The sequence below is a fragment of the Bradyrhizobium sp. Unk1 genome (genome assembly GCF_059512345.1).
This window is the reverse complement of the sequence record NZ_JCAMOP010000089.1, coordinates 1-11822: the sequence shown is the minus strand read 5'-3', so window position 1 is coordinate 11822 and position 11822 is coordinate 1. Positions and strand designations below refer to the sequence as shown.

Here is an 11822-nt window from a genome sequence, read left to right as displayed (position 1 = left end):
AAACTGTTGATAACGAAGTGGGTCTCGGATTGAACGGCCGCACACTCCGCATAATCGTGGGCTCCGCATAATTTCTCATGTCGGTGTAACCCAGAGCCAGGTGCACCTTTACGCCCGCAGGAACGATCATCATGAAGCCGTCTCCCGCTCGGCGACGTGTCGACGGACGGCATCCCGATCAGCGTCAGTGGGTGCGAAGACGCGCCGTCCGTCGGCCAGTTCGACCGCCATCATGCCATCTGGTGGCTGCAACAGATCATGCAGAACGAGGGGCGAAGGAGCGTCCGACGCTGCGTTTGCGACCTCGACCCGAGCCAAATCCGAGCGCGCTCGTCGGCCAAATCCGAACTGAACGCGCCACCGGAACAGCATGCTGCTGACGATGCCGTGGCGCCGGCAAACCTCGGCGGCGCTGGCACCTGGAGCCTCGGATTCGCGTGCGATCGCGAGCTTCTCCTCGTTGCTGAAGCGACGCCGGTTGCTGCGTCCGTCGTCGGATGGGGTGACGCTCGAGGCTCCTGTCAAGCTGCTTTCGACTGCAGACTTCTTAGCAGCGCTGCTAACACTAGTGCTTATTTGCGCCCGGGCACTGGGGTGAAGCTGCGCTCGCCAGTCGATGTCCACCTCGTTGGCATCGATCAAATTGCGCCACCGCTGTAGCCCAAAACGCGATAGTCCGTGTGTCTTGGCGTACGCCCGTACGCTCATTCCGGCCCACGTCATCGCCTCAACATGCATCGCTCAGAACGCCTGGACGGCACGGCTGCGCGCGTCACGATGTGCACTGACCACCAGATCCGGCGCGCTCTGTTCTCATAATGTTTCCGCCCCACAAGAGATTCTCCATGCTGCAGAGAACCCGATATGGAACGTCAATTCGTTCTCGAAAGATGTGCGAGAACCGGATGCTTACCGTGCATCGCGGCGGGTCAGGGCTGGAACGGTCGTCCCCTGGATCGTCACTGCATTGGCGAAATCAAGTTCACTGACCGACGGCTCGACCCGAAGGTTGATCACGCCGCGCGAGAGCACGGTGGAGACGAAGCCCAACTCGACACCGAACTTCTTGTAGTTGAGCTGCTGCCGGTTTGATGGACACCCGGATTGGGTGTTTCATACAGCCGGAGGTAGGTCATGCAGAGACGTAAGTTCAGCCGAGAGTTCAAGATCGAGGCGGTCAAGCTTGTCAGGGAGCGCGGGGTATCGGTGGCACAAGCCGGCCGCGATCTGGGCGTCCATGAGAACGTGCTGCGCAAATGGGTGAAGGAGTTTGGCACTGACCCTGTACAGGCTTTCCCCGGCCATGGGCAGATGAAGCCTGAGCAGTTGGAGATCGAGCGGCTGCGGCGCGAGGTCAACAAACTGAAGGCCGAGCGGGACATCCTAAAAAAGGCCGCAGCCTACTTCGCGAAGGAAGCGACATGAAGTTCGGCTTCATCGCGAAGCACCGGGACATCTGGCCGGTGGCATGGCTATGCGAAGCAATGAGCGTATCCCGGTCGGGCTTCCATGCCTGGCTGACCCGATCGCCCAGCGCCAAATCCCGAAGTGACGAGAAGGTCGGCCAGCAGGTGAAGACAAGCTTCCTTGCCAGCGACCGCACCTACGGGGCGCGGCGTGTCTGGAGAGACCTTTTGGCAGAAGGTGTCGAGTGCGGTCTGCACCAGATCGAGCGACTGATGCGCCTGCAGGCCTTGCGGGCGCGGCCACGGCGCCGCCGTCTGCCGAAGGACGAAGGCGATCGTCAGGTCGCAAACGTGCCGGCGAACCTTCTTGACCGGCAGTTTGCGGCTGAGCGGCCAAACCAGAAGTGGATCGCCGACTTCACCTATATCTGGACCGGCGAGGGCTGGCTCTACGTGTCGGCCGTGATCGACCTGTTCTCGCGCCGGGTGGTCGGCTGGTCGATGAGCGCCAGCATGACAGCGCAATTGGTCGCGGACGCCCTGTTGATGGCCGTCTGGCGACGCGGCAAGCCGGATGCCCTGATGCATCACTCGGATCGGGGCAGCCAATACGCCAGCGAACAGTTCCAGCGCCTGATGGCCGACAGCGGCATCGTCTGCAGCATGAGCCGGTCCGGCAACGTCTGGGATAACGCAGCGATGGAGAGCTTCTTCTCGTCGCTGAAGACCGAGCGCACCGAACGTAAAATCTATCGCACCAGGAACGAGGCCAAGGCAGATGTGTTCGACTACATCGAGCGGTTCTACAACGCCGTCCGCCGTCACTCCACGATCGGATACCTCAGCCCTGTTGAGTTCGAGCGCAAGGTGGGATTAGCTTAACCGGGTGTCCATCAAACCGGCAGCAGCTCAAGTCGATTGTGATGGTTGGAAAGCCGTTCGTCGTTTGGGTCGGGATCGGGACTGGAAACTCGCCGCCGGCAAGGAAGCGGGCGGCATCGCCGGAAAGAGTGGTCAAGTTCGGTTCCGCCAACCTGCGAGCCAATCCTTTGGTTTCCAATGCAGAGATCAGCACGTCCACCGAGCCGCCGCCGGCGGTCCTAATAAGGCGACCTCACGTTGCGCAACATCGCTGACGCGCTGGGGGTCGAGTGTTTCCGCGCGCGACGTTTTCTGCGACAAGGGCGAATGCCTGACGCGCGTCGGAAATCCCTTGTTGCGAGCGACATGCTGCATCTAACGAGATCGGGTTCGGAATTCCTGGTTTCGTCGATCGTCTCAAAGCTGGGTGTCGAATAGGATGACGCTGCGGTCCAATTGACGGGGTCGGCGCAAATCAGCTGTCAATCGGGCTATGCCGACCCGCGTCGAGCTTCTCGCGGATCATTTGATTAGATGCGTCGACATTGCGGCAGTCTGCCTCGACAGGGCCGGGCACATTGCCGCGGACGACCGCTTCGGGCTGTTCCCGATAGGCGAAATTGCCGTTTGCTGGCCCGCCCGGCAACCAGGCGAAGGTCGCGGCGCTGCGGGTGTGCTCGGTCGTCCCTCGGACTGCCGCCATACTGAGAGCTGGGTTCAGGAAGAACTGCCTATTGCTGAGCGCCGCCTCACAGCGTCAGATGTTGGCTGTTCGCTTGAACCATTTCCTTGGTAGGCCAATGTAGTAACCGCGCCTGCGAAGCTCTAGCTCGGATCTATTGAGCGTTTCGCAAATGGATTTCACAGGCGTGCCGGCATCAACAAGCTTGCGCAGCAGTTCGTCTTCTCGTTTGGTCCAGCGAGGAGAGCCGAGAGTCAATTTAAATCCAACCTCTTAGCCCACACTTCGTCACACTCGAATCTGTTCAAATGAGTTTCGCCATCCTAATTTCGCATTCCAGAACACGACCTAAAATCGCAGAAAAAGCTTGGGCCTCCGGCGCCTTGTCTGTCCCAGTCATCGCGTCGGCCTCAAGAAGAATGGCAGGCGAGGCGCTCCTTCGAAAGCTATACGTTGGCATAGCCGAAGCTCCCGGGTCCTCTGCCAACGAAATTTGGAGCCACTAGGATTCACCCAGACTTGCCGGACGACCTGTGAGATGGCCGTGCGGCCGAGGAGTTAACCCCGCTAGACCGGATACTGGGCCCGCGATGAGCGGCCCAGCCGCAACTATGTCGGCAGCTACATCAGGACGTCGAAGTGGGGAGCTATCGGCTATCGCCGCGATGGGCTATCGCTAGAATTAGTCCGCCGCGCGGCCAGAAGCGGCATGATCAACGACATCTTGCGTGCAGCGGCAACGCGCGATTGGTACTCTTCGATGTCCACTTCGCGCGTCACCTGCGAGAACGAATCTTCAAAGCTGGCGTGAAGTTCGCCTTCTTCGATCCACGACTTACCGCCGTCCGAACTGATGCGATGGCCGACGAACACCTCACGTCGGCGCGCCTTGCGGTAAACCATGCGTTCGATCGTCCAATTCGTCATGGTCCCTCACGGTAGCAGCACGACTTGATCCGAACCGCGTTGCCGCGCCGTTTCCATTGCGCCCTACACGCGACGGGGAAGGTCAATGCATGTCCGTCCTGAATTCATAGTCTTCGACCGTAATACGGGGCGCGACGATCCAGAAACGCCAATAGGCGCCCACTTGGCTTCTTCCCGAACTCGCGCCCCCATCGCGAAGTGTCAATCCGCACATCACTCATGTTCGCTGATAGCCTCAAAGAGTACAACCTGCCTTAGCGACCGTGCTGCGGAGTCAATTCCTTCGGCTGGTAGGCGTGGCCTCGCCGTTGATGTTCTGGAGGTGGGCTCAAGGTCCTGCCACGCATGCTGTCTGCTCCGGATCCACTGCATTCGCAGCACCTCCGCCGGTCGATCGCGGCCTTGAGTGGCGACCACGCCAGCATTCGATCAACTGTGAGTTAGGTGCCTTTTAGGGGCATATGCGCGCGTGTACTTCAGATCCAAGCGCGCGCAGTTGGTCACGCTGGAGCGCGGACCGATGGGATGGGGAGAGTTGGGAAGTGAGCTATGAGCTTGTAGGTCTGCTGGTGCTATTGGGCGCTGCTGTAGTTCTTTTTGCTTGGTCGAGAAAGCCAACTCGACGTCCGATGATGGCTGGGTCGAGACGTCACGTGATACGTTCGAAGCCGGTGGGCTTAGTTTGACGGCTTCCATGAGTGCGCGGGAAGTGCCTGATGAGCCGCTTCCGCCATTGGGCTCCGTTCCTGGGCCCGCTTACCGGATAGAGTGCGTGAATGGAAATAGGACCGCTTCCGAGCGCGTCATTATCATTTTGGACGTATCGCAGGACGACGGTCGAACCTACATCGCAGCCTACTGCTCTCGCGTTAAAGATAACCGGACGTTTCGAGCAGATAGGATCCGAGAGATGTACGACCACCACACGGGCGTGCGAATTCGTCAACCGATACAGTTCTTGCGGCAGTTCATCACGGACGAGAAGCCGGAGGTGAATGAACATCTCTCCGTGATGAGTCGGGCGAGGCGGGGCCTAATCGGATTGCTCTGGATCGCGCTAGCTGACAGGCCAATTGGCGAGGAAAACTTTGCCGCGATGCTAAGTTTCATAGAGAAGCGAAGAGCACTACCGGGCTTACGAGCAGAAGCCATGCAGTGGGATAGCTCAACCGCGAAGCAGTGGTTACTTGGAGAGCGCCCCACATTTGAGCAAGCCGAGCACGCTGTGACGCGGATGCAAAGAGTTGGGAATGAGGCCCGGCTGTTCCGCGAGATCTCAGAGCAGTTGATCGGCTCTGACAAGCTACGCGAGCGACGCGAGAAGCTTTACCGTTCGCTAAGATAATGGCTCGGCCGGAGCTGTCCGCAATGGCTCGCCGAGCTGGATTCGAACCGGGGATGTTTGCTTAAAGGGGAAGCCCCGGAGCAACCGACGGGCGCCTACGTGAGGGATGCAGCTGTGGGCCCTGGGTCGCCCCGGCCTCCCTCTCTCGAAGCTGTTTGAGAACCCGCTGATATTCAAACTCGCACCACGCAAGCTCGAATGGTTCCATGAGCGCGTCTAGCCACGCCTCGGCTACTGCCATTCCGACGAAAAACAGAATCCGCGACCTCCTGGTTAGCTAATCAGCGGCCGACCCCGGCGATGACGAATGAGATGTCCGCTTCAGCCAGCCTCGTACCGCAGCGAAGACGATCTCGTTCAGCGGCTCAATTGAACCTTGGCAAACGTCAGGCATCTAAAGAGGTGCCCGAACGATACCAAGGTTTATGGCGCTCAATCCGACACGCTGGTTTTTGCTCATCTTCAGCCATTGCTCATACGCCGGTGCGCTCTGCTGTTATACGTCGCTGATCGCTTGTCCGCTGGCGCAGAGCGGCCGTGGGTGGCGGGATGCTGCCCGGTAGCTGGGCGAGAAAAGCGCGCGGACAGCCTCAAGAACGTGGCGCGGTCTGCCGACCGGCAACCGCGACACCGACAGCACCGGCGCCTATCCACTGCCGTCGTTGATGCGTCCTCTTGCCGAACACGGGCGTGTTTCCAGGTCAACCCGCCGGCGGTCACCAAACATCCTTCGGTGATATCGAAATGGCCCTCTTGCGATCTAGATCGTCGGCGAAGTCTATCCAAGCGGTCTTGCCCACCCGCAGTGAGCAGTAGGCGCCGGCCATGGCGGCGAACGCTTTCAGTACGACAAGCATGTCGTCGACGAGACCCGACAGCTGGTTCGGTACGGAGGTCCCATAGGCGAGTAGATGGCATCCCGGTAGTTCGCCTTCCCGCGATAGCGCGACGCCTGGTGAAGGGAACTGATGCCACGACGGGCGTACGAGGTGTCGCGCAGTTCACGCGCCGCCTTCGTCCGGAAATCGGAAACTCCCAGCGCCTTGAACAACTGGGCCGTTTCCCTCACCCTCTCCTCGATGTTCCATCGTTCCCGGCCCGCCGTCCCGGAAAGATACTCCGCGCAACAGCCCCGGGCCTCCTGCGCAGTCGTGGGTTTGTTGACCAGCGAGCGCTGACCCCTTGCCCTCACTGGCGCGAGTTCGGTTTCGGCAGTTGTCCGAATGACGCTCGACAGGCAATCCGCGAAGGGATGCATCGCCAGGTTGTTGGCAGGGAAGCACTCCTGCCACTTCCGCGCGTGATCTGTGATCTGAGGCCCGGCAAACCGGACCATTTTTGGCTAGAGTTTGCGCTGCGTAAATCCACCCGGCTGGGAGGAGCGACGACGAGAAGGCCTCAAAGTTTTCGGACGCCCAGAAGGCGTTCATCCTGAAGCAGGGCAGCGACGGGGGTGCGGTGGCGGAGGTCTGCCGCAAGGCCGGGATCAGCCAGGCGATCTACTTCAATTGGAAGAAGAAGTATGACGGGCTGCTGCCGACCGAGATGCGACGGTTGAAGCAGCTCGAGGAGGAGAACGCCAAGCTGAAGAAGCTGGTCGCCGATCTGTCGCTCGACCATGAGATGCTGCAGGACGTGATCCGCCGAAAGTTATGAAGCCTGGCCGGAAGCGCAAGCTGGTCGACGAGGTCCGCAGCGAATCGCAGGTCTCGATCCGCAGGGCCTGTGACGTTCTCGAATTTGACCGCTCGACCTACCACTACAAGTCCCGTCGCTCCGGCCAGGCTGCCCTCGAACAGAAGATCAAGGAGATCTGCCATGTTCGCATCCGCTACGGCTACCGCCGTGTTCACGTCCTGCTGCGTCGTGAAGGCTGGCGCCATGGCCAGAACAAGACGCGGCGCATCTATCGCGAATTGGGCCTGCAATTGCGCAACAGAACGCCCAAGCGCCGGGTCAAGGCCAAGCTGCGCGACGATCGCAGGCCGGCGACACGATCGAACGAGACCTGGGCGATGGATTTCGTCCACGATCAGCTGGCGACCGGACACAAACTGCGCGTGCTCACGATCGTCGATACTTTCTCCCGCTTCTCACCGATGCTGGCGCCACGGTTCACCTTCCGCGGCACCGATGTCGTGGCGATCCTGGAACGGGCCTGCAAGGAAGTGGGATTCCCGGCGACGATCCGCGTCGATCAAGGTAGCGAGTTCGTGTCGCGTGATCTTGACCTGTGGGCCTACCAGCGCGGCGTCACTCTGGACTTCTCGCGGCCCGGCAAGCCGACCGACACGGATGTTGTAGGCAAGCCCTATGTCGCAGAAGCCTTGCTTCGTCGGGGTCGCGGCTTTGCCGCCACCGGGACGTGAACCTCGTGCACTCCTTCTCGGCGGATTCCACGCGTGCTCGTTCCTCAGCCCTCTTCGCGGGGATGTTGTAATCATAGGCCGATCCACGCTTGGCATGGCTGGTGGGTAATCCAGCGCGCAGTTCGATGCTCCGGAACTTGCGCGCGAGCAGGGCCGGCCTGGTCCAGATGTAGTCAGTGCTCTTGGTCAGCATATGCCAGATGATCATCGTCAGCTTCCGCGCCGTCGCGACTGCCGCGATGTGCTTGCCGCGTCGTGAAGCCACGCGCTGGAAGAATGCACGCAGCGGTCCCGGCGAACGGGCTACAGCCCATGCTGCTTCGACGAGCATTCCGCGAGCTTGGCCGCGGCCCTGCTTGGTGATCCTGCCATGGTAGGCGGAACCCTCGCCAGACTGCCTTACGCTCGGGTTTAGCGCCAGGTAGCTTACCAGCCTGGTCGGATCGGCAAAGCGCCGAATGTCGCCGACGGCCGCGGCCACGCCCGAAGCCACCGTCATATCCACACCGGGGAGCGTCATCAGCCGCCGAATGACCGGATCGGACATCGCTTCACGCGCGATATCCGCCTCGACCTCCCTCAACGAACCCTGGATTAGGTCGATCTGCGCCAGGTGCCGCTCGATTGTGGCACGCTCGTCGGCAGGGACTATCTGGGCGGCGATCCACCCGCGGCCGCTGATCCCTACAAGGTTGAGGTGTGGACAGGGCGGAATGAGGTGGGCGTGAAGGATCGACTGAATGAGGTTCTTCAAGCGTACCCGCTGATGCACGAGCTGCGTACGGCGCGCCACTTGGCGTCGCAGGGCCATAGTGCGCTGATCGGGTACCCAGACCTCCGGAAGAAATCCGGTGGCGTACAACTTCGCGAGCACGGCGGCATCAATCGCATCCGTCTTGATCTTTGTGTGCGCGATCAACCGCACCTGCTTCGGGTTGGCGATGACAACACGGTCGACATACGGCGCCAGAACTTCGACAACGGCCGCGGCATTGCCGGTCGCCTCGACGACCACGTGATCGTCATGGGTGAGTTCCTTCCTGGCGAAAGCCCCAAGCTGTCACGGGTCATGGGAATGCGGCCGAGCTTCGTTAGATGTCCCTCGAGCAGCGCCACGGCCTCGGCCGCCACGCGATAGATGTTCATGCCAATGATGCGCATCTCTCCCTCCATGGTCAGTGCGAAAGGGAGCTGCACCGCTAGAAGAGTCATCTTCTGCAAGGGTGCTCACAATGGACGACCATTCGGACGACATAAGACGTGCGGATTCCGCTCGATGGCCTGCTATTACGAGATGTTCTCGCCCACCATTCCGATTGGAAGTCGCCCACCCATTCCGAGATGAAGTCGCCCATGATTCCGGGATGATGTCGCCCGGGTGACGCGGCCTCTTCTGCCTCCCATAGGTCGTCCCTTTCGGCTTTGCGAAGGGGGACCCTGGATGCCGACGGAGAGGCTTGCGATGCGCCGTGTGCGCGATGTGATCGGGATGAAGGCGGCTGGGCTGCCGAGCCGCGAGATTGCGCGGCGGATGGGCGCGGCGCCCTCGACAGTGCGGTTGACCATCCGGCCGCAGGCCTGAGCCGGCCGTTGCCCGACGAACTCACGGACGCGGCCCTGGAGGCCCGTCTGTTCGCCAAGAACGCCAACGGCAACCGGCAGGGTCACCGCCGTATCGCCGAGCCCGACTGGGCGGCGGTGCACCGCGAGCTCAAGCGCAAGCTCGTGACGCTGTCCATCCTGTGGAAGGAATACATTGCCGCCGAGCCCGGCGGATACCGGTACTCACGCTTCTGCGAGCTCTACCGCGCCTGGGAGGGGCGCCTGTCGGTGACGATGCGCCAGTCGCACGCGGCCGGCGACAAACTGTTCGTCGACTACGCGGGCATCGGCGTGCCGGTCGCCGTGCTTGGCGCCTCGAACTTGACCTATGCGCAGGCGACTCGGACGCAGGGGCTTGCCGACTGGATCAGCGCCCACGTCGACACCTTCGCGGCGAACTCCGCATAGGGGCGATTGATCTGCGGAAAGCCCGTTACAATCAACAGTCGCGCCGAAGATTCGTTTACGGTGCCGTACAGGCAGGCACTCTGTCGCTCGTCAAAATGGTCGAGGGTTCCTACTTGGATGGATGGAGTTGCTGAAGTGTTGGTTGGAGCTTCTCGGGTCTTACTGGTAGATCCTCTACAAGGCGACGCCTCGTGTCACAGTCAACTACCGGCTTAGGCAGTTGATCGAAACGACAAACATAGAACAAATCGATGCCAAGGAATGCGTTTCTGCGTCGCAGAACACCTTCACATCTGTAGTTTTCAAGTGCGGGATCGAGGCAGGTGGCTGGGTCGGATTAAGCCGAACTGCTAAGAATTCCAGATCTATGCCATGGCTTGACGAGGAAACGCAATTTGCCGGCGTATTGACCCGTCACGTCCTTCGACCGAAGCATTTCGTTCTCGGGTCGACCAGGCGAACGGAGCCTGATGCCCCTGCAATTCCATCGCGCCGTCGAAGACATGAAAATATGGAGTGCGAGCAGCGACGGCTATTCGTTCGTGATCAGCTTCCAGAGTCCGACTGGTCCTGGCTTCCGCGGAAGGTCGGGCTACGCCGCTTCCTGGCGTCCACTTGACCAGAGCCGTGGCTCGATCAGGATTCTTGGCTCGCCGCTCCAAAGCTTCGCTGCGGCCGAGAATGCGTGCAACAGTATGTTGAACCACCTCCGAGACTGAACTGATTTCCGCTCGCTGATAATTTGGAGCCTCGCCAAATGCCACAGTCGCTCCGAGCGCCGCCCAGGATAATCGATCGAATCTCACCGCTCACTCATTATGTAAAGGCGTTGGAGCATATGCTGGCAGCCGATGCAGACGAAGTTGATCTTTAGGAAACGGCATTCGGGATGATGGGTGGTGTACAATGAGCAGCAGACAGCTTGAAGATGAGTACGACCGTGAGGAAGCCGAGGCGATTGCCGCGGCACTTGACCTCACGCCCGACGAATTGAATGAAATCGAGTATACGATGCACGAGATCGCTAACGAGGACGGGCTGGTTTACGGATACGGCATAGAGATCAAAGAAGGAGCCCCGCAGCACATCCTCGACAAGCTTGCGCCGCTGCCTAGGCGGGGCAAATTAGTGCTGATCCATGTGCAGGGATACGCCCACGACGCAGATCAAGAGCAAATGGAAATAGGGATGGCCCGGACCACCGTTTACAAAGTGAAGCTCTACAACATCGCTACAGATGAAGTGGTTATCTCCCAGCGCATGGCGACCCACAAGGGAGCGGCCAAGATGGGAGGGTGGACGGTTGAAGGCACGGGCCATGTAATTGACCTAGCTGACCTAGAACCCGGAGAGGAATGGACACCTCGCGATTTCGATCCGACCACGATATGACGGTGCTCACGACTGAGCATCCGCTCATTTGGCTAACGAAGCACTTTTTCTTCGGAACGCTGTTGCGACTGGTGTCCTCGAACGCATGCTGGCGCTGGCCAGGCGGGCGCTTTGATCAGAAGCACCATCAGCGGGGACCGAACGCCTATTCGCTGCATCTACTGTATAGCCGTCTAAGGTCCTCCTCTTGCGACGCTGACCCACACCACGATGATATCCCACGCTTGCGTGATGGCGCAGCGCTATTGGGAACCAAGAACTGGCAAGCCTTGGACCCGCGGCGTGAGCCGAGGCTGAACTGCTTCAACTGGATGCAAAGCGGGAGCACGGTGATCGCGTCGAGCACGGACCAGGCGACGATTGCGAGTTGGTTTCGTTCGTTGGTCACCGGTCGCGCCGTCTCCGAATGGCTCGAAATCGAGTGACATTGACGGCCTGCCGGCGATTCCCTGCTGAACGCATCCAGCATGGGCTATTACATCTGCCTCGTGCGGCAGCTCTCGGGCGCGCAGAGCAATGAGGCCGCCGCGGCGATCATGTCGACGTGCCGCGCGTCCAATCCACTTTGATTCCCTCGCTCAAGCCGCGTTCAGCGCCTGTGCGAGGTCCGCGATCAGATCGGACGGGTTCTCGATCCCGATCGACAGCCGGATGGTGGAATCGAGCACGCCGATTTTCTGGCGGATGTCGGCGGGAACGCCGGAATGGGTCATGGTCGCGGGCAGGCTCGCGAGCGACTCGGTGCCGCCGAGGCTCACCGCCAGCTTGAGGATTTGCAGCGCGTTGAGGAATTTCACCGCCGCCTCCTTGCCGCCGACGATGTCGAACGA

6 protein-coding genes and 6 pseudogenes are annotated in these 11822 nt (G+C 60.4%); 6 read left to right on the top strand and 6 right to left on the bottom strand.

The window, feature by feature from the left end; translation table 11 throughout:
* Positions 1 to 129: 129 nt before the first annotated feature.
* Together tnpA and AC5ZFO_RS46035 are read right to left on the bottom strand one after the other, a co-directional pair.
* Complete coding sequence (gene tnpA, locus AC5ZFO_RS46040) at positions 130 to 642, bottom strand: IS66-like element accessory protein TnpA (RefSeq protein ID WP_496124006.1); 513 nt, start codon at positions 640 to 642, stop codon at positions 130 to 132.
* A gap of 270 nt (positions 643 to 912) precedes the next feature.
* A pseudogene (locus AC5ZFO_RS46035) lies at positions 913 to 1113 on the bottom strand (secretin GspD/PilQ domain-containing protein); the annotation flags it as partial.
* Positions 1114 to 1134: 21 nt separating this feature from the next.
* Here AC5ZFO_RS46035 and AC5ZFO_RS46030 point away from each other — a divergent pair.
* Positions 1135 to 2288 (top strand): IS3 family transposase gene (locus AC5ZFO_RS46030; protein ID WP_496124005.1). Its coding sequence is split into 2 segments (ribosomal slippage): positions 1135 to 1384 and positions 1384 to 2288, totalling 1155 coding nucleotides; the frame shifts between segments, so codons are not numbered across the junction.
* 31 nt (positions 2289 to 2319) lie between these two features.
* Here AC5ZFO_RS46030 and AC5ZFO_RS46025 read toward each other — a convergent pair.
* Together AC5ZFO_RS46025 and AC5ZFO_RS46020 are read right to left on the bottom strand one after the other, a co-directional pair.
* Positions 2320 to 2514 (bottom strand): annotated as a pseudogene (locus tag AC5ZFO_RS46025) (type II and III secretion system protein family protein); the annotation flags it as partial.
* A 1089-nt stretch (positions 2515 to 3603) separates the two neighbouring features.
* Entirely contained in the window at positions 3604 to 3876 is a 273-nt protein-coding gene (locus AC5ZFO_RS46020) for a hypothetical protein (protein ID WP_496124004.1), read from the bottom strand.
* 694 nt (positions 3877 to 4570) lie between these two features.
* On the opposite strand from AC5ZFO_RS46020, the pseudogene AC5ZFO_RS46015 reads away from it, so the two are divergent.
* The 3 genes and pseudogenes from AC5ZFO_RS46015 to AC5ZFO_RS46005 form a co-directional block, all read left to right on the top strand.
* Positions 4571 to 4774: pseudogene (locus AC5ZFO_RS46015) on the top strand (hypothetical protein); the annotation flags it as partial.
* A 12-nt stretch (positions 4775 to 4786) separates the two neighbouring features.
* Positions 4787 to 5221 carry a hypothetical protein gene (locus tag AC5ZFO_RS46010; RefSeq protein ID WP_496124007.1) on the top strand — a complete coding sequence of 145 codons (435 nt, stop codon included), beginning with the start codon at positions 4787 to 4789 and terminating at the stop codon, positions 5219 to 5221.
* Between the two features lie 1362 nt (positions 5222 to 6583).
* Positions 6584 to 7512, top strand: a pseudogene (locus AC5ZFO_RS46005) (IS3 family transposase); the annotation flags it as partial.
* Here AC5ZFO_RS46005 and AC5ZFO_RS46000 read toward each other — a convergent pair.
* Positions 7475 to 8751: pseudogene (locus tag AC5ZFO_RS46000) on the bottom strand (IS110 family RNA-guided transposase). The pseudogenes AC5ZFO_RS46005 and AC5ZFO_RS46000 sit on opposite strands and share 38 nt — an antisense overlap.
* A gap of 301 nt (positions 8752 to 9052) precedes the next feature.
* Between AC5ZFO_RS46000 and AC5ZFO_RS45995 the strand changes: the two are divergent.
* Both AC5ZFO_RS45995 and AC5ZFO_RS45990 read left to right on the top strand, forming a co-directional pair.
* Positions 9053 to 9573 (top strand): annotated as a pseudogene (locus AC5ZFO_RS45995) (IS21 family transposase); the annotation flags it as partial.
* A 933-nt stretch (positions 9574 to 10506) separates the two neighbouring features.
* On the top strand, positions 10507 to 10992 hold the full coding sequence (locus tag AC5ZFO_RS45990) for a hypothetical protein (protein WP_496124003.1): 486 nt from the start codon (positions 10507 to 10509) through the stop codon (positions 10990 to 10992).
* Between the two features lie 578 nt (positions 10993 to 11570).
* Here the strand turns inward: AC5ZFO_RS45990 and AC5ZFO_RS45985 are convergent.
* On the bottom strand, positions 11571 to 11822 hold a 252-nt coding region (locus AC5ZFO_RS45985), incomplete at its 5' end, for a PLP-dependent transferase (RefSeq protein ID WP_496124002.1).

Excerpts from the sequence above, each read along its gene's own strand:
- AC5ZFO_RS46020 (WP_496124004.1), bottom strand. The coding sequence starts at position 3,876 with ATGACGAATTGGACGATCGAACGCATGGTTTACCGCAAGGCGCGCCGA.
- AC5ZFO_RS46010 (WP_496124007.1), top strand. The coding sequence starts at position 4,787 with ATGTACGACCACCACACGGGCGTGCGAATTCGTCAACCGATACAGTTC.
- AC5ZFO_RS45990 (WP_496124003.1), top strand. The coding sequence starts at position 10,507 with ATGAGCAGCAGACAGCTTGAAGATGAGTACGACCGTGAGGAAGCCGAG.